At 63.5% G+C, this 20,823-nt stretch carries 21 protein-coding genes and 2 pseudogenes; 16 read left to right on the forward strand and 7 right to left on the reverse strand.

The features are described 5' to 3' along the window. The 6 genes and pseudogenes from DNJ95_RS16475 to DNJ95_RS16500 all read left to right on the forward strand — a co-directional run. A pseudogene (locus tag DNJ95_RS16475) lies at positions 1–261 on the forward strand (group II intron maturase-specific domain-containing protein); the annotation flags it as partial. A gap of 461 nt (positions 262–722) precedes the next feature. After that, the gene (petA, locus tag DNJ95_RS16480; RefSeq protein ID WP_131185824.1) at positions 723–1,316 is read left to right on the forward strand and encodes a ubiquinol-cytochrome c reductase iron-sulfur subunit; all 594 of its coding nucleotides are present in this window, start codon (positions 723–725) and stop codon (positions 1,314–1,316) included. Beyond that, complete coding sequence (locus tag DNJ95_RS16485) at positions 1,316–2,527, forward strand: cytochrome b (protein ID WP_131185825.1); 1,212 nt, start codon at positions 1,316–1,318, stop codon at positions 2,525–2,527. Before petA ends, DNJ95_RS16485 begins: the two co-directional genes overlap by 1 nt. Then, positions 2,527–3,339 (forward strand): cytochrome c1, encoded by an 813-nt coding sequence (locus DNJ95_RS16490; RefSeq protein ID WP_131185826.1) that lies wholly within the window; start codon positions 2,527–2,529, stop codon positions 3,337–3,339. Before DNJ95_RS16485 ends, DNJ95_RS16490 begins: the two co-directional genes overlap by 1 nt. 91 nt (positions 3,340–3,430) lie before the next feature. Continuing rightward, a complete protein-coding gene (locus DNJ95_RS16495) occupies positions 3,431–4,066 on the forward strand; it encodes a glutathione S-transferase N-terminal domain-containing protein (protein WP_131185827.1) in 636 nt (211 codons plus the stop codon). Then, complete coding sequence (locus DNJ95_RS16500; RefSeq protein WP_131185828.1) at positions 4,063–4,464, forward strand: ClpXP protease specificity-enhancing factor; 402 nt, start codon at positions 4,063–4,065, stop codon at positions 4,462–4,464. The genes DNJ95_RS16495 and DNJ95_RS16500 overlap by 4 nt, the downstream gene beginning before the upstream one ends. Positions 4,465–4,477: 13 nt before the next feature. Here the strand turns inward: DNJ95_RS16500 and DNJ95_RS16505 are convergent, their stop codons facing one another. The 3 genes from DNJ95_RS16505 to dksA form a co-directional block, all read right to left on the reverse strand. Next, positions 4,478–4,972 (reverse strand): L,D-transpeptidase family protein, encoded by a 495-nt coding sequence (locus DNJ95_RS16505; RefSeq protein WP_131185829.1) that lies wholly within the window; start codon positions 4,970–4,972, stop codon positions 4,478–4,480. Between the two features lie 67 nt (positions 4,973–5,039). Beyond that, positions 5,040–5,927, reverse strand: a complete 888-nt coding sequence (gene gluQRS, locus DNJ95_RS16510) for a tRNA glutamyl-Q(34) synthetase GluQRS (protein WP_131185830.1) — start codon at positions 5,925–5,927, stop codon at positions 5,040–5,042. Positions 5,928–6,014: 87 nt separating this feature from the next. Then, complete coding sequence (gene dksA, locus DNJ95_RS16515) at positions 6,015–6,461, reverse strand: RNA polymerase-binding protein DksA (RefSeq protein WP_131185831.1); 447 nt, start codon at positions 6,459–6,461, stop codon at positions 6,015–6,017. Positions 6,462–6,650: 189 nt separating this feature from the next. On the opposite strand from dksA, the gene DNJ95_RS16520 reads away from it, so the two are divergent. Both DNJ95_RS16520 and sfsA read left to right on the forward strand, forming a co-directional pair. After that, positions 6,651–7,823 carry a pyridoxal phosphate-dependent aminotransferase gene (locus DNJ95_RS16520; protein ID WP_131185832.1) on the forward strand — a complete coding sequence of 391 codons (1,173 nt, stop codon included), beginning with the start codon at positions 6,651–6,653 and terminating at the stop codon, positions 7,821–7,823. After that, on the forward strand, positions 7,823–8,530 hold the full coding sequence (gene sfsA / locus DNJ95_RS16525) for a DNA/RNA nuclease SfsA (protein ID WP_131185833.1): 708 nt from the start codon (positions 7,823–7,825) through the stop codon (positions 8,528–8,530). The genes DNJ95_RS16520 and sfsA overlap by 1 nt, the downstream gene beginning before the upstream one ends. Before the next feature lie 129 nt (positions 8,531–8,659). On the opposite strand, the gene DNJ95_RS16530 is transcribed toward sfsA, so the two are convergent. The 3 genes from DNJ95_RS16530 to DNJ95_RS19715 all read right to left on the reverse strand — a co-directional run bounded on the left by DNJ95_RS16530 (position 8,660) and on the right by DNJ95_RS19715 (position 10,566). Continuing rightward, on the reverse strand, positions 8,660–9,694 hold the full coding sequence (locus DNJ95_RS16530; RefSeq protein ID WP_131185834.1) for a DUF5924 family protein: 1,035 nt from the start codon (positions 9,692–9,694) through the stop codon (positions 8,660–8,662). A 17-nt stretch (positions 9,695–9,711) separates the two neighbouring features. Continuing rightward, positions 9,712–10,299 (reverse strand): LOG family protein, encoded by a 588-nt coding sequence (locus DNJ95_RS16535; RefSeq protein ID WP_131185835.1) that lies wholly within the window; start codon positions 10,297–10,299, stop codon positions 9,712–9,714. Between the two features lie 135 nt (positions 10,300–10,434). Further along, positions 10,435–10,566, reverse strand: a complete 132-nt coding sequence (locus DNJ95_RS19715; RefSeq protein WP_276330895.1) for a hypothetical protein — start codon at positions 10,564–10,566, stop codon at positions 10,435–10,437. A gap of 348 nt (positions 10,567–10,914) precedes the next feature. On the opposite strand from DNJ95_RS19715, the gene DNJ95_RS16540 reads away from it, so the two are divergent. Beyond that, positions 10,915–13,188 (forward strand): YgiQ family radical SAM protein, encoded by a 2,274-nt coding sequence (locus DNJ95_RS16540; RefSeq protein WP_131185836.1) that lies wholly within the window; start codon positions 10,915–10,917, stop codon positions 13,186–13,188. A 7-nt stretch (positions 13,189–13,195) separates the two neighbouring features. Beyond that, a pseudogene (locus tag DNJ95_RS19575) lies at positions 13,196–13,484 on the forward strand (adenylyl-sulfate kinase); the annotation flags it as partial. A gap of 72 nt (positions 13,485–13,556) precedes the next feature. Here the strand turns inward: DNJ95_RS19575 and DNJ95_RS16550 are convergent. Beyond that, complete coding sequence (locus tag DNJ95_RS16550) at positions 13,557–15,506, reverse strand: methyl-accepting chemotaxis protein (protein WP_131185837.1); 1,950 nt, start codon at positions 15,504–15,506, stop codon at positions 13,557–13,559. Positions 15,507–16,295: 789 nt separating this feature from the next. Here DNJ95_RS16550 and DNJ95_RS16555 point away from each other — a divergent pair. The 6 genes from DNJ95_RS16555 (at position 16,296) to xerD (ending at position 20,778) form a co-directional block, all read left to right on the forward strand. Continuing rightward, positions 16,296–17,357, forward strand: coding sequence for a DUF2333 family protein (locus tag DNJ95_RS16555; protein ID WP_131185838.1), 1,062 nt, complete (start codon positions 16,296–16,298; stop codon positions 17,355–17,357). 319 nt (positions 17,358–17,676) lie between these two features. Continuing rightward, a complete protein-coding gene (gene rpsP / locus DNJ95_RS16565; RefSeq protein ID WP_131185839.1) occupies positions 17,677–17,928 on the forward strand; it encodes a 30S ribosomal protein S16 in 252 nt (83 codons plus the stop codon). A 5-nt stretch (positions 17,929–17,933) separates the two neighbouring features. Beyond that, complete coding sequence (gene rimM / locus DNJ95_RS16570) at positions 17,934–18,470, forward strand: ribosome maturation factor RimM (RefSeq protein ID WP_131185840.1); 537 nt, start codon at positions 17,934–17,936, stop codon at positions 18,468–18,470. Positions 18,471–18,476: 6 nt separating this feature from the next. Next, positions 18,477–19,226 carry a tRNA (guanosine(37)-N1)-methyltransferase TrmD gene (gene trmD, locus DNJ95_RS16575; protein ID WP_131185841.1) on the forward strand — a complete coding sequence of 250 codons (750 nt, stop codon included), beginning with the start codon at positions 18,477–18,479 and terminating at the stop codon, positions 19,224–19,226. A 48-nt stretch (positions 19,227–19,274) separates the two neighbouring features. Beyond that, positions 19,275–19,625, forward strand: a complete 351-nt coding sequence (gene rplS, locus DNJ95_RS16580) for a 50S ribosomal protein L19 (RefSeq protein WP_131185842.1) — start codon at positions 19,275–19,277, stop codon at positions 19,623–19,625. 256 nt (positions 19,626–19,881) lie between these two features. Then, positions 19,882–20,778, forward strand: a complete 897-nt coding sequence (gene xerD / locus DNJ95_RS16585; protein WP_131185843.1) for a site-specific tyrosine recombinase XerD — start codon at positions 19,882–19,884, stop codon at positions 20,776–20,778. The last annotated feature ends 45 nt before the right edge of the window (positions 20,779–20,823 follow it).

Genomic DNA, 20,823 nt, shown 5'->3' on the forward strand with positions numbered 1-20,823 from the left:
ACTACCGACTGGCGCAGACGCCGAGGGTCTGGCGGGCGCTGGACGAATGGCTGCGGCATCGGCTGCGGGCAATCCAGCTCAAGCAATGGAAGCGAGGCAAGACCCAATTCCGGGAATTGCGTGCACAAGGGAGCAGGCGTAGCCGTGGCGCGCCGGGTGGCGGCCAACAGCGGATGCTGGTGGCGCAACAGCGGCAAGCAGCTCAACAGCGTGCTGAACCTGGCCTGGTTCGCCCGCTTGGGACTGCCCCGGCTCTCATGATCTCAATCTCTCGAACCGCCCGGTGCGGACCCGCATGCCGGGTGGTGTGGCAGGGGCGCAGTCCATGAGGACTGTCCCCTATGCCGATGGTGCACTTATTTATGCGCCACCACATGCGCCGCCACTTTTCGCGGCTCTTTGGGTCGTCGTGCGGTGGCCCCTGGGATTTCTCCTGGAAATTTTCCATGCCTGATATTGGCGTAGGCCCGGCTTGCGGGCTGTCGCCAATGTGATGGGCTGAAAGTTCGTTTTGGAATTTCCGAGTCCATGGCGATTGTGTGCGACAGCGTGTCGCGTCGGCCAAGGCCCCGATTTACGCGGTTTCCAGCGTTTCGTCTGTGCTTATCACCTTGTCTTTATGGGGGCATTTCTTTACCATTTGGCGAATTTTTAGCGGCCTGATTCAAGTAGTAGATGCCTGCCCCGGCAGGTCATAAGAAAAGCTGATGGGAGACGACTGAATGAGCAATGACGGCGTGAATGCTGGCCGGCGTCGCTTCCTCGTAGCCGCCACTTCGGTGGTGGGTGCGGCAGGAGCGGCGGGTGCCGCGATCCCGTTCGTGGGATCGTGGTTCCCGAGTGCCAAGGCCAAGGCAGCCGGTGCACCGGTGAAGGTAAATATCAGCAAGATAGAGCCGGGGCAGCAGATGGTGGCCGAGTGGCGTGGCCAGCCTGTGTTTATCGTGCGTCGTACCGAAGAGATTCTCGCGAATCTGGAGAAGGTCGCAGCGCAGGTGGCTGACCCCGAGTCCAAGGCTTCGGTTCAGCCTGTCTATGTCGACCCGAAACTCCGCTCCATCAAGCCGGAACTGCTGATTGTGGTCGGTCTCTGTACCCATCTGGGTTGCGCGCCTTCCTTCCGTCCGGAAGTGGCCGCCGCCGATCTGGGCGCCGACTGGGTCGGAGGTTATTTCTGCCCTTGCCACGGTTCGAAATACGACATGGCCGGACGTGTCTACAAGGCGCAGCCCGCGCCCTTGAACCTGCCGGTACCCCCGCACTCGTACGAGACGGATGATGTGATCATCATCGGTGTGGACCAGGAGAACGCCTGATGAGCAAGTTCATGGAATGGGTCGATGCCCGCTTCCCCGCGACCAAGATGTGGGAAGACCACCTCGCCAAGTATTACGCGCCCAAGAATTTCAACTTCCTCTATTTCTTCGGTTCCCTGGCACTGCTGGTCCTGGTCAACCAGATCATCACCGGTGTCTGGCTGACGATGAGCTTCGAGCCGTCCGCCGAAGGCGCCTTCGCCTCCGTCGAATACATCATGCGTGATGTCGAGTACGGCTGGATCCTGCGCTACCTGCACTCCACAGGCGCTTCGGCGTTCTTCGTGGTGGTCTACCTGCACATGTTCCGTGGCCTGCTCTACGGTTCCTACCAGAAGCCGCGCGAGCTGGTGTGGATCTTCGGCATGATGATCTACCTGGCGCTGATGGCCGAAGCCTTCATGGGCTACCTGCTGCCCTGGGGCCAGATGTCCTATTGGGGTGCCCAGGTGATCATCTCGCTGTTCGGCGCCATCCCGGTGATCGGCAATGACCTGACCGAGTGGATCCGTGGTGACTACCTGATCTCCGGTATCACCCTGAACCGCTTCTTCGCCCTGCACGTGATCGCGCTGCCGATCGTCATTCTCGGCCTGGTGGTGCTGCACATCCTGGCGCTGCATGAAGTCGGCTCGAACAACCCGAAAGGTGTCGACATCAAGAAGCTGAAGGACGAGAACGGCATTCCGCTGGACGGTATCCCGTTCCACCCCTACTACACGGTGAAAGACATCGTCGGCGTGGTGGTGTTCCTGTTCGTCTTCTGTGCCGTGGTGTTCTTCTTCCCGGAAATGGGTGGTTACTTCCTGGAAAAACCGAACTTCGAGGCGGCCAACGCGCTCAAGACGCCTGAACATATCGCGCCGGTCTGGTACTTCACGCCGTTCTACGCGATCCTGCGCGCCGTCCCGGACAAGCTGCTGGGCGTTATCGCCATGGGCGCCGCCATCGCCGTGCTGTTCGTGCTGCCCTGGCTCGACCGCAGCCCGGTCAAGGCCATGCGCTACAAGGGCTGGCTGAGCAAGATCTGGCTGCTGGTGTTCTGTGTTTCCTTCGTGATCCTCGGGGTGCTGGGCGTGCTGTCGCCGACACCGGGTCGTACGCTGCTGTCGCAGATCTGCACGGCGCTGTATTTCGCGTACTTCATCTTCATGCCGTTCTATACCCGCATGGAGAAGACCAAACCGGTTCCGGAAAGGGTGGACGGCTGATGAAAAAGCAATTCGCTGCATTGATTCTTGCAATATTGCCGGCATTCACCTTTGCCGCCGGCCCGTCGGTCGCGCTGGACAAGGTCGATATCGACCTGAGGGACAAGGCCGCCCTGCAGGATGGCCTGCAAACCTTCGCCAACTACTGCATGGGTTGCCACAGTGCCCAGTACCAGCGCTACGAGCGCGTGGCCAACGACCTGGATATCCCCGAGGACGTGATGTTGGAGAACATCGTGTTCAGCGAGGAAGCCAAGATCGGCGACCATATGAAGATCGGCATGCGTGTCGATGACGCCAAGGCCTGGTTCGGCGCGGCGCCGCCTGATCTGACGCTGGTCGCCCGGGTGCGTGGCAATGACTGGCTGTATTCCTACCTGCGCAGCTTCTACGAGGACCCGGCGCGGCCTTACGGGGTCAACAACACGGTCTTCCCGAACGTCGGCATGCCGCATGTGCTGGCGCAACTGCAGGGGCGCCAGGTCATCCCGGCACACCTTGGCGAAGGCGAGAGCGTCGACTGCAAGCAGGTGCAGGTGGTGGAGAATGGCCGCAAGCAGTTCGATCCGCTGACCGGTACGCCGATCACCCACGAAGACTGCAACCAGTTGACCGTGGTGGCCGGAACCGGCTCCCTGAATACGGCGGAGTACGACGAGAAAGTGAAGAACCTGGTCGCCTTCCTCGCCTATTCGGCCAACCCGGTCAAGCTGGAGAGCCAGCGCATCGGTACCTATGTGCTGTTGTTCCTGGCCGTGTTCTTCGTGTTCGCCTATCTGCTCAAGCGCGAATACTGGAAAGACGTGCACTGACAACTACTGCATAATCCGCGTTACAGCGCACGCGCCCTCATGGGCGCGTGCGTTTTTCTGCTTCTGCCGAATTCGAAAAAGAGGAAGGCCCATGGCCGTCGTCAACCGCCTGGACTGCTATTCCGACCCCCTCGATCATTATTCTCACCGTGTGCGCCTGGTGCTCGCGGAGAAGGGGGTCGATGTCGAGATCATCGATGTCGGGCCGGGGCAGTGTCCGATCGCTCTGGCCGAGGCCAATCCCTATGCGGGGCTGCCGACGCTGGTGGGGCGGGACCTGGCGTTGTTCGATTCGCAGGTGATCATGGAGTATCTGGAGGAGCGCTATCCGCATCCGGCGCTATTGCCGGCCTATCCGCAGGAGAAGGCCAAAAGCCGGCTGCTGATCCACCGGATACAGCGTGACTGGTGTGTGCTGGTCGACCGCATCCTGGCGCGCGATACCGATGAGGCGCGACGCGTACTGGCGCGCAAGGAATTGCGCGAAAGCCTGAGCGGGGTGTCGCCGGTGTTCGCCCAGTGGCCATACTTCTTCAGCAACGAGCTGAGCCTGGTGGATTGCTGCCTGCTGCCGATCCTCTGGCGTCTGCCGGTGCTGGGCGTCGAGTTGCCACGGCCGGCACGTCCCTTGCTCGATTACATGGAGCGAAACTTTACCCGGCCGACTTTCCAGGCCAGTCTTTCCGCCGCCGAGCGCGATATGCGCCAAGAGAGGCTCTGCTCATGACATCCAGCCGTCCCTATCTCCTCCGTGCCCTGTATGAGTGGCTGGTCGACAACAGTTGCACGCCGCACCTGCTGGTGGACGCCGAGTTCAACGGGGTGCGGGTGCCGGCCGGTTTCGCCCAGGACGGCCAGATCGTGCTGAACGTATCGCCCCAGGCGACTCGCCATATGCATATGGATAACGCGGCCGTCAGCTTCGAGGCGCGTTTCGGTGGGGTGCCCCAGCAACTGCATGTGCCGGTCGCCGCGATCCTGGCGATCTATGCCAGGGAAAACGGCCAGGGCATGGTGTTCGAGGTGGAAGAAGAGCCCGAGCCGACCCCGCCGGAAGACACGACTCCCGAGCCGCCGACCACGGCGAAGCCGGCCGGGCGGCCGAGTCTGAAGGTGGTCAAATAGGGCAGCTTGCAGCTTATGGCCTGATCTCTATCAGCGTGCGGTTTGGCACCAGCCGCCAGACCTCGCGCATATCGGCGTTCTTCAGGGCGATGCAGCCGTCGGTCCAGTCGAGGGTATGGAAGAACCACTCGGGGAATTCATCGTCGACCGGTGTGCCGTGCAGCATGATCATGCCGCCCGGGTTCACGCCGGCCGCGCGGGCCCTGGCGGCGTCATGGGTGTTGGGGTAGGAGATGTGCATGGCCAGGTTGTACTTCTCGCTGCGCTTGCGCCAGTCGATCCAGTAGATGCCTTCCGGGGTGCGCAGGTCGCCTTCTTCCAGCTTGGCGCCCATGGGGAGCTTGCCCAGGGATATGCGGTAGTGCCTGATGACCTGGCCCTGGCTGATCAGTTGCAGTTGCCGTTCGGACTTGAGTACCAGGATCTTCTCCACCCTCGGCTGCTGTGCCGAGGCGTGGAGGTTGGTGAGAATACCGCCCAGGCAGAAAAGGATCAGCAGCCAGCGCATCGATGAGTTTCCTGCTCGGGCCGTGGCCCACTTGGTGAGGGAGGCATTCTAATCCGATTCCTCCGGGCTATTTCAATTGCGCCTCGGCCAGGGTCGGCACGCGTGGGATACGCGATGCATCCCAGTGTTCGATGCCCCAGGCCATCAGTTCCGCACGGCCTGCCCCGTGCAGTTCCCGGGGTGGTCGCTGGCCCAGTGCCCGCAGGGCGCGCAGCAGCAACGACGGCGCCTGTTCGGCGTCCAGGGGAGGGGAGCGGTAGGACTTGCCGAGCTTGTGCCCGTCCGGCTGGATGACCAGGGGAACATGCAGGTAGCGCGGGTGCGGCAGGCCCAGCAGTTCCTGCAGGTAGAGCTGCCTGGGCGTCGAGTCGAGCAGGTCGGCGCCACGCACCACGTCGGTCATGCCCTGCCAGGCATCATCCAGCACCACGGCCAACTGATAGGCGAACAGGCCATCGCGGCGCCGGATCACGAAGTCGCCGACATCCCGCGCCAGTTGCTGGCTGAAGCGGCCCTGGACACGGTCCTCGAAGGCATATTCCAGTTTTGGTACCCGCAGGCGTATGGCTGCATCCCTGTCGGGTTTTTGCGCATCGCGGCAGAATCCCGGATAGATCGGCCATGGCGCAAGGCGCTTGCGCGAACAGTCGCAGGGGTAGGCAAGGCCCTGCATGAGCAGGCTCTGTACGGTGTGCCGGTAGGCTTCGGTGCGTTCGCTCTGGCGCAGCAGCGCAGCGTCCCACTCGAAGCCATAGGCTTCCAGGGTGGACAGGATCGCTGCCTGGGCTCCCGGCACTTCGCGTGGTGGGTCGAGGTCTTCCATGCGCAGCAGCCAGCGGCCGTTGGCGGCGCGTGCATCCAGGTAGGAGGCCAGGGCGGCCATCAGCGAGCCGAAATGCAGGTAGCCACTGGGGGTCGGGGCGAATCGGCCGGTATAGCCGGAAAAGGTAGGCATGGCGGGGCTGGCCTCGGAAGACGGCTGTCCGCGAGGGAAAAGAAAGCCACTCATCCCCGTTACCGCAGGGATGAGCGGGGGCACCCTTTATGAGCCGATCTGCTTTTCCTTGATCTCGGCCAGGGTCTTGCAGTCGATGCACAGGGTTGCGGTCGGGCGCGCTTCGAGGCGGCGGATACCGATCTCCACGCCACAGGATTCGCACCAGCCGTATTCGTTTTCTTCGATCAACTGCAGTGTCTCGTCGATCTTCTTGATCAGCTTGCGCTCACGGTCGCGGGCACGCAGTTCCAGGCTGAATTCCTCTTCCTGGCTGGCGCGGTCCGCCGGGTCGGGGAAGTTGGCCGCTTCGTCCTGCATGTGATGCACGGTACGGTCGACTTCCTCCATCAACTCCAGCTTCCACTTGGTGAGGATGCCGGTGAAATGGGCGCGCATCCGCTCGCTCATGTATTCCTCGCCCTTGGATTCCTTGTAGGGTTCGAAGGCGCGAATCAGTTGACTGCTCGATTGTGTCTTTTCATTAATGGGCATGGATGAACGCCTCTCGCTATGTCCATTGCGCAGGTCGGTGGTCCCTGCCGGCACGGGCCGGCCCTGCGGCTGCAAGCGGGCGAACTTACCAGATCGCACCGGGCCGCGCTACTCCCGAGTGTCGCAGTGGCTGCAGGCTGGTCGGGACCTTGGTTAGAATCGCTGTTCCGCTTCGCTCAGGAAGGTCCGATGACCTCGTCTTACAGTGCACGTAGCCGTGCGATAGAACCCTTTCATGTCATGGCCCTGCTGGCGCGCGCCAACCAGTTGCAGGCCCGCGGGCATGACGTCATCCACCTGGAGATCGGCGAGCCGGATTTCACCACCGCCGCGCCCATCGTGGCCGCCGGGCAGACGGCGCTGGCGGCTGGCCATACCCGTTACACCTCCGCCAGGGGATTGCCACAGTTGCGTGAAGCGATCGCCGGGTTCTACGCACAGCGCTACGGACTTTCCATTGACCCCGAACGCGTGCTGATTACTCCCGGCGGTTCCGGCGCATTGTTGCTGGCCAGCAGCCTGCTGGTCGATCCCGGCCGACACTGGCTGCTGGCCGACCCCGGTTACCCCTGCAACCGGCACTTTCTACGTCTGGTCGAGGCCAGCGCGCAATTGGTGCCGGTCGGCCCGGAAGTCCGCTATCAATTGACCGAGGAGTTGCTGGAGCGCCACTGGAATGCCGATACGGTGGGGGCGCTGGTGGCGTCCCCGGCCAACCCCACCGGGACGCTGCTGGAGCGCCAGGAGCTGGCCGGGCTGGCGCGCGGGGCCAGGGCCCATGGCGGGCACCTGGTGGTCGACGAGATCTATCATGGCCTGACCTATGGCGTGGATGCCGCCAGTGTGCTGGAGGTGGACGACGAAGCTTTCGTACTGAACAGTTTTTCCAAGTATTTCGGCATGACCGGCTGGCGCCTGGGTTGGCTGGTGGCGCCGCCGGATGCGCTGCCGGAGTTGGAGAAGCTGGCGCAGAATCTCTATATCAGCGCGCCGAGCATGGCCCAGTACGCGGCGCTGGCCTGTTTCGAGCCGGCCACGCTGGAAATCCTCGAGGCGCGGCGGGCCGAGTTCGCCAGGCGGCGGAATTTCCTGCTGCCAGCCCTGCGCGAGCTGGGCTTCGGTATTGCGGTCGAGCCGCAGGGTGCCTTTTATCTGTATGCCGATATCAGTGCCTTTGCCGACGATGCCTATGCCTTCTGCCAGTACATGCTGGAGAGTCAGTATGTAGCGATCACGCCAGGCATCGATTTCGGCCATTACCGGGCGCGGCAGCATGTGCGTTTCGCCTATACCCAGGACCTTCCGGTGTTGCAGCGCGCGCTGGAGCGGATCGCCAGGGGACTGCGGGAGTGGCAGGGCTGATGCGCTTTCCCATCCCGTTGCAACAGGCTGTGCTGGTACGGCGCTACAAGCGCTTCCTCGCCGATATCGTCACCGATGCCGGCGAGGCCCTGTGTATCCACTGCCCGAATACCGGCTCGATGCTCAATTGCCAGGGCGAGGGCGCGCGCCTGTGGTTCAGCCGCAGCGATGATCCCAGGCGCAAGCTGCCCGGCACCTGGGAGCTGGTGGAAACGCCCCAGGGGCGCCTGGCCTGTATCAACACCGCGCGGGCCAACGCCCTGGTGGAGGAGGCCCTGCAGGATGGCGTGATCGTGGAGCTGGCGGGATTTACCCGGTTGCGCCGCGAGGTGCGCTACGGGCAGGAGAACAGCCGCGTCGATTTCCTGCTGGAATATCCCCGGGGGCCGGCCTACGTCGAGGTCAAGAGCGTGACGCTGGGCTTCGATGGCAGTGCGGTAGCCGCTTTCCCCGATGCCGTCACGGCCCGTGGGGCGCGCCACTTGCGCGAGCTGGCGACGCTGGCTCGCCAGGGCGTGCGCGCGGTGCTGCTGTATTGCGTCAACCTGACGGGGATCGAGGCGGTACGGCCCGCCAGGGAGATCGATGCGGCCTATGCGGCGGCCCTGGACGAAGCGCGGGCCAGTGGTGTCGAAATCCTGGCCTACGCTGCGGATATCAGTCCGGAGGAGATGCGCCTGGTGCGACGGATTCCGCTGCAAGGTTGATGGCGGCAGGCAAAAGCGGAGAAGAAAAAGTTTGACAGGGGTTTGGCCCCGCCTTTCACGCTGATGAGCCTGATGAGCCTGATGAGCCTGATGAGCCTGATGAGCCTGATGAGCCTTGAGGCTTGCAGCCTATGGCCGCTTGTCCTCCGTTACCTCGAAATGCAGTACGCCGATGACCTGCCCGGCGTCGGTCAGTACCCGCACGCGCCATTGCCCGACCGCCTTGGGCGGGAAGTTGCGTTTGTGGCTCCAGGCCCGGTAACCGGTCTTGATGCCGCCGTCGATCTCCAGCGCGATACGGTCGATGGGGCGGCCATCCAGCGACCATTCGTGGTAGATGCGTTCCTTGAGGCCGCGTGGCGCACTGATGGCGGTGTAGGCGTACAGGCCGTTGCGTTGCAGGCGGGCGCTGTCGAGGCGCTGGATGCTCTGGCCGGGGCGGCGCTGGCGGGTGTCCAGGCTGTCGGTGACCTGCATGTCGGTCATCCACAGGGTCGCAGGCGGTACCCAGCTTCTCAGTTCCCAGCCCGTCAGGCCGACCAGCGTGGCGATGGCGATGATCGCCAGCAGCCGCTTGCGCCCCCAGTGCGGGAACAGGCCGCTGAAGCTTGGCAGGGCGAAGAGCACGGCGATGGCCAGTGCCCACTGGTAACTCTGGGTGGTCGAGAGGTGCAGGATCAGCGGCAGCGCCGTCAGCAACACGGCGAATAGCGTCAGGGCGTGGAAGGCCAGGTATATCCAGCGCCTGGGGGCCAGCCAGCGGTAGTAGAGCGGGTCGATCAGGGCCGCCAGCGCCGCCGCGCCGAGTAGCCCGGTGAACAGCGCCTGGCTGCTGTTCCAGGCGGTGGTGACGAAAAAGAACGGCAGCACGAAGAACAGGCTTTCCTGGTGCACCATCTGCGTGGCGTAGCGCAGCAAGGGTTGTGGCAGTTGCCAGCCCAGCCAGCGCTTCAACGCATCGCGCAGGCTGTTCTCCAGCATCAGCCACAGCCAGCTCACCAGCATGACGAGGGCGATCATCCGTGCCAGCCCGGCCTGGCGCTCGACCAGTATGAAACTGGCCAGGCCGGAGAGAAAGCCGAGCAAGGCCACGGTACCGGGGTAGCGGCGTACCACCGTTGCGATCAGGGCGATCAGCCGGGCCAATTGGCTTTTCCAGGTCATGGTCGGGCAGCGTTGGCTCAGGCTTCGCTGCGCTTGCCCCAGCGCGTGTCGGCGCTGGGTTGCCAGGCGCTCATCAGCTCCAGCAGTTCGAGTGGCGACTCGCTGCGCTGCAGCATGGCGCGTTGTTCCTGGCGGACGAATCGCTCGTCCACCAGATGGTCGAGGAAATGGCTGAGCTTGCTGTAGAAGCCGTGCACATCCAGCAGCCCCATGGGCTTGCTGTGGTAGCCCAGTTGGCCCCAGGTCCAGACCTCGAACAGCTCTTCCAGGGTACCGAGGCCGCCGGGCAGGGCGATGAAGCCTTCCGCCAGTTCTGCCATGCGCGCCTTGCGTGCGTGCATGCCGTCGACCACTTCCAGGCGTGTCAGGCCTTCATGGCCGATTTCCGAGTTCTTCAGGCTTTGCGGGATGATGCCGATGACTTCGCCCCCCGCCGCCATGCAGGCGTCGGCCACGACACCCATCAGGCCGACGGCGCCACCACCGTAGATCAGTCGGATATGATTGGCGGCGAATATCCGCCCCAGTTCACTGGCGGCGGCCTGGTAGGCGGGGTTGGCGCCGGTGTTGGCGCCGCAGAACACACAGATGGAACGCAAGGGCATTACAGGCTCCGTAGTAGGGGGTAGGCAACGGCGTACAGCGGCGCAAAGCTGGAGGCCATAAGCGGGAAGCTGGATTTTCCGACGCGCACACCCGAGCGCCATCCGGCATGCTCTGCTTGAAGCTTGAAGCAGCTTTTATGGCCTCACGTCGGGCCGCAAGTATCCTCCGCTTGCGCCCCAGGGCCAAGCGCGGTTTTCCTGCAGGTCGCCGCTGGTGGCGCGGGCGTAAGTGGCCAACAGGTTTTCCAGCAGGAGTTGCAGTTTCATGGGCAGGCCTCCGCCAAGTGTCGATGGGCGGGATTTTCGGTCGGATTGGCCGCGATGGCTGTTTGAATCGATCAATGGCCCCGATAGCCGGGTGGCGGAGGGGATGTCCGGGGCAAAGCGCCGAAAAGAGCGCGGGAAGGCTCGAGGCTGGACGGAAGAGCGTGGCTACCGGTATTTTTCGTCCAGCTTTCCAGCCTCCAGCGCTTTTATCGCAGCCCCCTTCCGGAGAATAACGGTATAGCGCAATCGCCCGGATAGCCGGGTGATTCACTCGGCCTTTCTGGTCATTTTTTGTGCTATATTCCGCGCCCGTTTTTCAGCCTGCCCTGCGAGCACCCTGAGTCCACCATGCAAGCCGCCAAGCCACTGTTCGACTATCCCAAATACTGGGCCGAGTGTTTCGGCCCGGCCCCCTTCCTGCCGATGAGCCGGCAGGAAATGGACCAATTGGGCTGGGATTCCTGCGACATCATCATCGTCACCGGGGATGCCTACGTCGATCATCCATCCTTCGGCATGGCGATCATCGGCCGGTTGCTGGAAGCGCAGGGCTTTCGCGTCGGTATCGTTGCCCAGCCCGATTGGCGCAGCAAGGACGACTTCATGAAGCTGGGCGCGCCGAACCTGTTCTTCGGGGTGGCGGCGGGCAACATGGATTCGATGATCAACCGCTACACCGCCGACCGCAAGGCGCGTTCCGACGATGCCTACACGCCGGGCGGCCTTGCCGCCCGGCGGCCGGACCGAGCCAGCCTGGTCTACAGCCAGCGTTGCAAGGAGGCCTATAGCCAGGTGCCGGTGGTGCTGGGTGGCATCGAGGCGTCCTTGCGGCGGATCGCCCACTACGACTACTGGCAGGACAAGGTGCGGCGCTCGATCCTGATGGATGCCACCGCCGATATCCTGCTCTACGGCAACGCCGAGCGCGCCGTGGTGGAGATCGCCCAGCGGCTGGCATTCGGCGAGACGATCGACAGCATCACCGATATTCGCGGCACCGCCTTCGTGCGTCGCGATACGCCGGCTGGCTGGTTCGAGATCGACTCCTCGCGTATCGACCGGCCGGGCAAGGTCGACAAGATCATCAACCCTTACGTTAATACCCAGGACAGCGCCGCCTGCGCCATCGAACAGGCCAAGGGCGAGGCGCAGGACCCTGGCGAAGCCCGGGTGGTGCAACTGCTGGCGCACCCGCGCATGGAACGCGAGCGTACGGTGATCCGCCTGCCGTCGTTCGAGAAGGTGCGCAACGACGCGGTGCTCTACGCCCACGCCAACCGCGTGCTGCACCTGGAGACCAACCCGGGTAATGCCCGTGCCCTGGTGCAGCGGCATGGCGAGACGGATATCTGGCTCAACCCGCCGCCGATCCCCATGAGCACCGAGGAGATGGACTACGTCTTCGGCCTGCCCTATGCGCGCGTGCCGCATCCGGCCTACCGGGGGGAGAAGATTCCGGCCTACGAGATGATCCGCTTCTCGGTGAATATCATGCGCGGTTGCTTCGGCGGCTGTACCTTCTGCTCGATCACCGAGCATGAGGGCCGCATCATCCAGAACCGTTCCCACGACTCGATCATTCGCGAGATCGAGGAAATGCGCGACAAGGTCCCTGGCTTTACCGGCGTGGTGTCCGACCTCGGCGGGCCGACCGCCAACATGTACCGCATCGCCTGCAAGAGCCACGATATCGAGCAGCACTGCCGCAAGCCGTCCTGCGTATTTCCCGGTATCTGCGAGAACCTGAATACCGACCACTCGTCGCTGATCGAGCTGTACCGCAAGGCGCGGGCGCTGCCCGGGGTGAAGAAGATCCTGATCGCCTCGGGGCTGCGCTACGACCTGGCGGTGGAGTCGCCCGAGTATGTCCGCGAACTGGTGACGCACCACGTCGGCGGCTACCTGAAGATCGCCCCCGAGCACACCGAGCGCGGCCCGCTGGACAAGATGATGAAGCCGGGCATTGGTAGCTACGACCGCTTCAAGCAGATGTTCGAGAAGTATTCGAAGGAGGCGGGCAAGGAACAGTACCTGATCCCCTACTTCATCGCCGCGCACCCTGGCACCAGCGACGAGGACATGATGAACCTCGCTCTGTGGCTCAAGCGCAACGGTTTCCGCGCCGACCAGGTGCAGGCCTTCTACCCGTCGCCGATGGCCACCGCCACGGCCATGTACCATTCGGGCAAGAACCCGCTGCGCAAGGTGACCTACAAGAGCGACGGCGTGCAGATCGTCAAGAGCGAGCAGCAGCGCCGCCTGCACAAGGCCTTCCTGCGTTACCACGATCCGAAGAACTGGCCGCTGCTGCGCGAGGCGCTGGCCGCCATGGGGCGTTCAGACCTGATCGGCAGTGGCAAGCATCAGTTGATACCCGTTCACCAGCCGCAGACCGACGAGTACCAGAGCGCGCGGCGCAAGAACTCCACGCCGACCGGTAGCAAGAAGGCCGGTGCCGGCAAGCCCCTGCTGACCCAGCACACCGGCCTGCCGCCGCGCAGCCATGACGGCAAGTCCTGGGAGAAGCGCGAACAGGCCAAGGCCGCCGCCGAGGCGCGGCGCAAGGCCGGTAAGCGCCCGACCAACAGCGGCGGCAAGCCGCGCCCGGTGGCGCCGCGCTGAGCGACCCATGATTGCGCCGCTGGCCAGCCAGCGGACGCTACTGGCACTGTGCCTGGAGGCGATTATCACGAGGTCTGGTGCCGGACCTCCCTGGCGGTTTGTGAGCGGCGCGATCCCAAGGGGCATTACGCCCTGGCCCGGCGCGGGACCCTGGCCGGCTTCACCGGGGTGTCCGCACCCTATGAGCCACCGCTCGCGCCAGACCTGGTGCTGGATTGCGAGGAGAGGTGAGCGTGGCACATCTGCTGCGTTGGCTGGGCGAGCGGGGCGTACCGCGGGTGGCGCCGCACCGGTAGGGCGGCCCTGGCCGCGAATGGCGCTGCCCGCGAAAGCTTTGTGGGCAAGCCCGCTCCTGCTTCAGCCGTACTTCACAGGCAGAACGCCTGGGTCGCCTTGTCCAGTTCGCGACCCAGTTTCAGCAATTGCTCGCTCTGCTGCCGGTTGTCATCGATATGCTCGAGGCTGCTGGCACCCTGCAGGTGGATGCGCTCGCTGTGGCGGCGGATCTCGCTGACCGCCTCGTGCTGTTTAGCGGTGGTATGGGCGATGCGTTCGCTCATGTTGCCGATGGTGTCGATCGAAACGACGATTTCATCGAGGGCGCCTTCGGCCGACTCGGCCAGTTGCGCCGTTGCCTGGGCATGGCTGACCTGGCTGCGCATTGCCTGTACGGACTGGCGTGCAGCCTGCTGCAGGGTGTCGATCAACTGCTGGATTTCGCCCGTGGCGCCACTGGTGCGCTGGGCCAGCGAGCGCACTTCGTCGGCGACCACGGCGAATCCACGACCGTGGCTGCCGGCGCGGGCGGCCTCGATGGCGGCATTGAGCGCCAGCAGGTTGGTCTGTTCGGCAATCGAGCCGATCACATTCAGTACGTTGCCGATGGTGCTGGTTTCGTTGGCCAGGTGCTCGATGGCCAGGGCGTTGGCCTGGACCTCGTTGACCAGTGCGTGCAGGCCCTGCAGGCTCTGGCCGATCACCTGCTGCCCCTGGGCGATGGCGCTGCCTGCCGTGCGGCTGGCCTGGGCCGCCTCGGCGGTGCCCTCGGTGACCTGCTGGATGGTGGCTTCCAGTTCCCCCAGCGAGTCGCGGATCAGTGCGGTATCCGCCGACTGCAGGCTGGCACCCTGGTGCAGGGCGGAGCTGGTCTCGCTCAGGCGGTGGCTGCTGTCGGCCACGTCCCGCGCCTGCTCGCGCAATGTGCCGACAAGTTGCAGTAGATAGTCGCGCAGGCGATTCACGGAGGCTTCGATGTCCTTCAGTTCGATGGTGTTGCTGTCGATGCTCACGGGCCGGCCGAAATTGCCCTCGGCCCAGGTTCCCAGCGTCGGCGCCAGGCGCTCCATGGCGCGGGTCAGCCGGCGCTGCAGGCGGTCGATGGCCAGGGCGATCAGCAGGATCAGGGCGATGATGCTCGCCTGTATCAGGCGCACTTCGCTCTGTATGCGTGCGTGCTCGGCGCGTACGGCGGGTTCCAGGGCCGTCAGCGCCTGTTGTAGGGCTTCGATGCGCTGGCCGCTGGCTTGCAGCAGTTCGCCGCGTTGCCGGATGAGTTCGCGGGTACGTTGCAGCTCCGCCGGGTAGCGTGCGAGTAGGCTGGCCAGCTCCCGTTTGAGCGCTATACCGCGGTCCGGCGCCGCCTGCTCGTCGGTGTCGTTCTGCAGGCCCAGCAGGTCGGCGAAAGGGTCGCTCTTGCGTTCTTCGCTCAGACCCAGCAGCGGCAGGCGTTCGATTTTTTCCGTTTCGGCCTTGAGCGTCTGCAGCGCCTGTTCGATCTCGAGATAGAGGGTGTCGCGGCCACTGCTGATGAACTGGCCACGGGCATGGCTCAGTCGCAGCAGGTGCTGGCTGGCGCTGAACAGCGGGGCGAGATAGGCATCCCCGTTGCCTTCGCCAGCGTAGCGGGCCAGTTGCTCCAGGGCCGCGGCAAGTTCTCGTTCGGCCTGTAGCAGCAGCCCCTGCGGGTCACCGGCCAGCTTGCCGGCGGCCAGCAGGTCGCCGGCGGTAAAATTGTGCAGTTCGACCAGGCTGGGACGTAGCTGTCCGGCCAGTTGCTCCGGCAGGTCGTCCATGTCGCTGTCCAGCTCTTCCAGTGCCTTCATGGCCTGGCTGTGGCGCACGGCATCGCCCTGGCTCAGGTAGGCCTGGATGTTGTCGGAGACGCCATGCTGGAACTGCTGGGACAGCCCCAGATAGCGGCTCATCAGCAGGTAGGGCCGTTCCAGTGCCCGTTCCGACCACCACAGCGTTGCAGCGAGCGCAAGGCAGACGGCGAGCAGTAGCAGGGTGTTGAGCGTGGTGAGCGACTTCAGGCGCATACCGGCCTCATGTGAAAACCGAGAGGCTGAAACCCTATGGCAATTTGATTGCAGTCGCGTGACGGTCGGCCCGAGCCTCAGGGTGATCGAATGAAAGCCCGCTCCATGGCCGTGGAAGATGGGTAATGACGGTAATGATGCGTCGCCTCGTTGCGACTGGACTGGCAATCAAGTAGGTGACAGATCCAGGGCGATCGCGCTATGCACGGCAAAGCGCCGAAAACAGCGCTGGAAGGCTGGATGAAAGCGCGTGGCAAGCGGTATTTTTCGTCCAGCTTTCCAGCCTCCAGCGCTTTTTTCGAGGCCCCTTTCCGGTGAATAACGGTATGGCGCAATCGCCCTGGTGACAGATCGCACACCGCTGACGGTGCTCTGTTACCCATGGTATCGCGGGCCCAGGCGCCACGGACTTATGACTACCCGCCTTCCCTCCAGGTAGCGCCGAGAGTGGCTGTGCGGATGCCAGGTGGCGGCGAAGAGCTACAGGGATGTATCCACGCGTGCCCCGTCCCGCCACCTGGCATTCGCACAGGGACGATGATCCCGAGATCGCACTGTACGATCCCGAGGCCAGACACACTATTGCCAATCCTGTCGCACTGTCTTGCCCCCTGATGCAGGACATATGCCTGCCTGGGCGTGAAGGTGAGCGTTCAAGCGATTGCTCTGGCCCGACCGTTCCGGGGCGGCCTTGGCGGTCCGGCTGCGTTATATTGGCAGCCCGATGGCTGCAACGTACAGGGACGGTTGCGGTCAGAATCCTGAAGCAACGAAAAGGACATACCTATCATGCTGGACTGGAAGAATCGCTTGGGCCTTTCGGGCCGTTCCTCGGCGGGCGGCGCATCCGCATCTGGCCAACCCGGGCGCGGCGTGCTGTTGCGTGTTCTGGCTGGCGTACTGGGCCTCTACCTGCTGGCGGCGTTTTTCGTCGGCTGGTACTGGAGCCTCGAGCCCGACCCGTTCCCGGTCAAGCAGAGCGCTCGCGAGGCCGCGCAGGCGAGCGAGCATCAACTGCCCAACGGCTATACCACCGCGGTGACGCTCAAGCGGGTTGCCACCACGCTGCTGGACAAGCCCGGCGGCTATCTGAGCAATGACGTGGCACCGCCGGGCGTGTGGCTCGACAACATGCCGAGCTGGGAATATGGCGTGCTGGTGCAGGTGCGCGACCTGAGCCGCGCCCTGCGCAAGGATTTCGCCCGTTCGCAGTCGCAATCGACCGAGGATCCTGATCTTTCCAAGAGCGAGCCACTGTTCAACTTCGACAATCGCAGTTGGGCGCTGCCAGCGGCCGAGTCTGAGTATCGTGCCGCCATCCAGGGGTTGGATCGCTACCTTGGCCGCCTCGGCGCGCCGGCGCCCCAGGCGCAGTTCCATACCCGCGCCGACAATCTGAACAACTGGCTGGGTGATGTAGCGACCCGCCTGGGTTCGCTGTCGCAGCGCCTGTCGGCGAGCGTCGGGCGGGTGCGGCTGGATACCGATATCGCGCCGGAGCAGGAACGCAGCGGCATCGTGCCGACGGTCAAGGAAGAGCGGGTGGAAACGCCCTGGATGCAGATCGACAATGTCTTCTACGAGGCGAGAGGGCAGGCCTGGGCGTTGTCGCACTTCCTGCGCGCGGTCGAGGTCGATTTCGCCGATGTACTGGCCAAGAAGAATGCCACGGTCAGCGTGCGCCAGATCATTCGTGAGCTGGAAGCCGCCCAGGAAACGCTCTGGAGCCCGATGGTCCTGAATGGCAGTGGCTACGGTGTGCTGGCCAACCACTCGCTGGTGATGGCCAACTACATTTCCCGCGCCAACGCCGCCATCATCGACCTGCGCAACCTTTTGTCGCAGGGGTAGGAGCAGTTGGCTGGCTGGAAGAAAAAGCCGACAAGAGCGCTGGAGGCTGGAAGCCTGGAAGAAAAAGCCGAAAGCGCTTGACCGGGTTTTGGCGCGGAGGCGCAAACTGTCCAGCCTCCAGCCTCCAGCCTCCAGCCTCCAGCCTCCAGCCTCCAGCCTCCAGCCTCCAGCCTCCAGCCTCCAGCCTCCAGCCTCCAACTGCTAAAGCATTTGCAATTCCTGCGTTTATCCTTAAACTATGCCGCCTTTCGGGCCTGCTGGCCCTTGTGTTGGTTTGGCATGGGGCCAAGCACAGACTACCTACAGGAACGATGTTCGCATGGTAACTATTCGTCTCGCTCGTGGCGGCTCCAAGAAGCGCCCTTTCTATCACCTGACCGTCACCGACAGCCGCAACGCCCGTGATGGCCGTTTCGTGGAGCGCATCGGCTTCTTCAATCCGATCGCCTCCGGTGCCGAGGTCAAGCTGTCCGTCGACCAGGAACGTGCCAGCTACTGGCTGGGCCAGGGCGCGCAGCCGTCTGAGCGCGTCGCTCAGCTGCTGAAGGAAGCTGCCAAGGCCGCTGCCTGAGTCGTATGAATAGCACGTCGGCCCCGGCCGAGGACCTGTTGGTCATCGGCAAGATCGTTTCGGTGCATGGCGTGCGAGGGGACGTGAAGATCTATTCCTTCACCGACCCGATCGAGAACCTGCTTTCCTATCCCCGCTGGACATTGCGCCGGGGGGATGAAACGAGGCAGGCAGAGCTGGTAAAAGGGCGCCTGCAGGGCAATATCCTGGTGGCGACGCTCAAGGATGTCGCGGATCGCGAAGTCGCGCGTGGTTATGCCGATTTCGAGATATGCGTCCCCCGTGCCGAGCTGCCGGTTCTCGAAGGTGATGAGTATTACTGGTTCCAGTTGCAGGGGCTGACGGTCATCGACCAGCTCGGGCAGGTGCTGGGCCGGGTCGATCATCTGCTGGAGACGGGCGCCAACGATGTTCTGGTGGTGAAGCCGTTCCCGGGCAGTCTGGATGATCGTGAACGGCTGTTGCCTTATATCGACCAGTGCGTCTTGCGGGTCGACCTGGCGGCAGGCGAAATGCATGTCGACTGGGATGCGGATTTCTGACCTGCCATGCCACTGCGCGTAGAGGTCATCAGCCTGTTTCCCGGCATGTTCGCGGCCCTGACCGAGTACGGCATCACCAGCCGTGCGGTGAAGCAGGGGTTGCTCGAACTGCGCTGCTGGAATCCGCGCAGTTACACGGAGGATCGTCACCAGACCGTGGATGATCGCCCTTTCGGTGGCGGCCCAGGCATGGTGATGAAAATCAGGCCGCTGGAGCTTGCCCTGGCCGATGCCAGGCAGGCGGCCGGTTCCGCTGCGAAAGTCATCTATCTTTCGCCGCAGGGCCGCCAGTTGAAACAGGCCGATGTACAGGCGCTTGCGCGGGAAGAGGGCTTGATCCTCATCGCCGGGCGCTACGAAGGCATCGACGAGCGTTTCATCGAAACGCATGTCGATGAGGAATGGTCGATTGGCGACTATGTATTGTCCGGCGGCGAGCTGCCGGCGATGGTGCTGGTCGATGCGGTGACACGCCTCTTGCCTGGTGCACTGGGGCATGCGGGATCTGCCGAGGAGGACTCCTTCACGGATGGCCTGCTCGATTGTCCGCACTACACCCGACCGGAGGTGTATGCGGGAAAACGTGTTCCCGAGGTGCTGCTTGGCGGCAACCATGAACACATCCGGCGCTGGCGTTTGCAGCAGTCCCTGGGGCGTACCTGGGAACGCCGAGCCGATCTTCTGGATAGCCGCTCGCTTTCTGGAGAAGAACAAAAGCTGCTGGCGGAATATATCCGTCAGCGGGACGATAGTTGATTGAACGTATCGATGCCGGGCCGGGAGGCCTGTCTCAGGAGCACAGCAATGACCAACAAAATCATCCAACAGCTCGAAGCCGAGCAAATGACCAAGCAACTGCCGCCTTTCGCGCCGGGTGACACCGTAGTCGTCCAGGTCAAGGTAAAGGAAGGCGACCGCGAGCGTCTGCAGGCTTTCGAAGGTGTTGTGATCGGCAAGCGCAACCGTGGTCTGAACAGTGCCTTCACTGTTCGCAAGATCTCCAGCGGCGTCGGCGTGGAACGTACTTTCCAGACCTTCAGTCCGGTCGTCGACAGCCTGACCGTCAAGCGTCGCGGCGATGTGCGCAAGGCCAAGCTGTACTACCTGCGCGCGCTGTCCGGCAAGGCGGCCCGCATCAAGGAAAAACTGGTCTGATCCGGTTTTTCTTTCACAAGAAAGCAGCCCTCGGGCTGCTTTCTTGTTTTCTGGGGTATGGTTTTCGCTACGCGGCAGTGGCTGTTCGCGATCTTGCGAGCCAAAGCGACCGTAGGCGCCATGCGCCCCGGTTCTACTGTCGAGGAGCATTCGCTGCAGCCTGCGATGGCTTCACGCCTCACGCTGATGGCTGTTCTTGCTCGCAAGCCGCCCAACATGTTGAAAGGCATGCTTCCCAGATCAGTGAGATCCTTGTATGTCAGTGCTCGATGCACCGCTGATAGACCGCTTCCTCGATATGCTCTGGCTGGAGAAGGGCCTGTCGCAAAACACACGCGAGGCCTACCGCCGCGATATCGGCCAGTTCAATGCCTGGCTGGTCGAGCGGGGGCTGGTGCTGGAGGCCGCGGGGCGCGAGGCGATTCTCGATCATCTGGCCTGGCGCCTGGACCAGGGTTACGAGGCGCGTTCTACCGCGCGGCTGTTGTCGGGATTGCGTGGTTTCTATCGCTACCTGCTGCGCGAAGGCGTGATAGTCGCCGACCCAACCTTACAGGTCGACTTGCCACGGCTTGGCCGCCCTTTGCCCAAGTCGTTGTCCGAAGCGGATGTCGACGCCCTGCTGGCTGCGCCGGATGTGGGTGAATTACTGGGGCTGCGCGATCGAGCCATGCTCGAAGTGCTGTATGCCAGTGGCTTGCGAGTGTCCGAACTGGTCGACCTGCGCCTGGAGCAGGTAAGCCTGCGCCAGGGCGTGGTGAGGGCTTTCGGCAAGGGCAGCAAGGAGCGCCTGGTACCCCTGGGCGAGGAGGCGCTGCATTGGCTGGAGCGCTATCTGCGGCAGGGGCGCGAGGAACTGCTGGGTGGGCGTATCAGTGATGTACTGTTTCCCAGCCGGCGTGGCGAGCGCATGACCAGGCAGGCTTTCTGGTATCGGATCAAGCTGCATGCGCGAGGTGCCGGTATCGCGGCAACGCTGTCGCCACATACGTTGCGGCATGCCTTCGCCACGCACCTGCTCAATCACGGCGCGGACCTGCGCACGGTACAGATGCTGCTCGGCCACAGTGACCTGTCGACCACGCAGATCTACACCCACATCGCCCGCGCCCGTTTGCAGGAGCTGCACGCGCGGCATCACCCTCGGGGCTGAGCCACCGCTGGAGGGTCGTCATCAGCAGTGGATGGCGGCGCGCTG

Origin of the sequence: Stutzerimonas kirkiae, from assembly GCF_004327335.1 — a bacterium.
GTDB classification, from domain to species: Bacteria; Pseudomonadota; Gammaproteobacteria; order Pseudomonadales; family Pseudomonadaceae; genus Stutzerimonas; species Stutzerimonas kirkiae.

What these genes read in the sequence shown, in the direction of transcription:
- petA (WP_131185824.1), top strand. Translation starts at nt 723, where the DNA reads ATGAGCAATGACGGCGTGAATGCTGGCCGGCGTCGCTTCCTCGTAGCC.
- DNJ95_RS16485 (WP_131185825.1), top strand. Translation starts at nt 1,316, where the DNA reads ATGAGCAAGTTCATGGAATGGGTCGATGCCCGCTTCCCCGCGACCAAG.
- DNJ95_RS16490 (WP_131185826.1), top strand. Translation starts at nt 2,527, where the DNA reads ATGAAAAAGCAATTCGCTGCATTGATTCTTGCAATATTGCCGGCATTC.
- DNJ95_RS16495 (WP_131185827.1), top strand. Translation starts at nt 3,431, where the DNA reads ATGGCCGTCGTCAACCGCCTGGACTGCTATTCCGACCCCCTCGATCAT.
- DNJ95_RS16500 (WP_131185828.1), top strand. Translation starts at nt 4,063, where the DNA reads ATGACATCCAGCCGTCCCTATCTCCTCCGTGCCCTGTATGAGTGGCTG.
- DNJ95_RS16505 (WP_131185829.1), bottom strand. Translation starts at nt 4,972, where the DNA reads ATGCGCTGGCTGCTGATCCTTTTCTGCCTGGGCGGTATTCTCACCAAC.
- gluQRS (WP_131185830.1), bottom strand. Translation starts at nt 5,927, where the DNA reads ATGCCTACCTTTTCCGGCTATACCGGCCGATTCGCCCCGACCCCCAGT.
- dksA (WP_131185831.1), bottom strand. Translation starts at nt 6,461, where the DNA reads ATGCCCATTAATGAAAAGACACAATCGAGCAGTCAACTGATTCGCGCC.
- DNJ95_RS16520 (WP_131185832.1), top strand. Translation starts at nt 6,651, where the DNA reads ATGACCTCGTCTTACAGTGCACGTAGCCGTGCGATAGAACCCTTTCAT.
- sfsA (WP_131185833.1), top strand. Translation starts at nt 7,823, where the DNA reads ATGCGCTTTCCCATCCCGTTGCAACAGGCTGTGCTGGTACGGCGCTAC.
- DNJ95_RS16530 (WP_131185834.1), bottom strand. Translation starts at nt 9,694, where the DNA reads ATGACCTGGAAAAGCCAATTGGCCCGGCTGATCGCCCTGATCGCAACG.
- DNJ95_RS16535 (WP_131185835.1), bottom strand. Translation starts at nt 10,299, where the DNA reads ATGCCCTTGCGTTCCATCTGTGTGTTCTGCGGCGCCAACACCGGCGCC.
- DNJ95_RS19715 (WP_276330895.1), bottom strand. Translation starts at nt 10,566, where the DNA reads ATGAAACTGCAACTCCTGCTGGAAAACCTGTTGGCCACTTACGCCCGC.
- DNJ95_RS16540 (WP_131185836.1), top strand. Translation starts at nt 10,915, where the DNA reads ATGCAAGCCGCCAAGCCACTGTTCGACTATCCCAAATACTGGGCCGAG.
- DNJ95_RS16550 (WP_131185837.1), bottom strand. Translation starts at nt 15,506, where the DNA reads ATGCGCCTGAAGTCGCTCACCACGCTCAACACCCTGCTACTGCTCGCC.
- DNJ95_RS16555 (WP_131185838.1), top strand. Translation starts at nt 16,296, where the DNA reads ATGCTGGACTGGAAGAATCGCTTGGGCCTTTCGGGCCGTTCCTCGGCG.
- rpsP (WP_131185839.1), top strand. Translation starts at nt 17,677, where the DNA reads ATGGTAACTATTCGTCTCGCTCGTGGCGGCTCCAAGAAGCGCCCTTTC.
- rimM (WP_131185840.1), top strand. Translation starts at nt 17,934, where the DNA reads ATGAATAGCACGTCGGCCCCGGCCGAGGACCTGTTGGTCATCGGCAAG.
- trmD (WP_131185841.1), top strand. Translation starts at nt 18,477, where the DNA reads ATGCCACTGCGCGTAGAGGTCATCAGCCTGTTTCCCGGCATGTTCGCG.
- rplS (WP_131185842.1), top strand. Translation starts at nt 19,275, where the DNA reads ATGACCAACAAAATCATCCAACAGCTCGAAGCCGAGCAAATGACCAAG.
- xerD (WP_131185843.1), top strand. Translation starts at nt 19,882, where the DNA reads ATGTCAGTGCTCGATGCACCGCTGATAGACCGCTTCCTCGATATGCTC.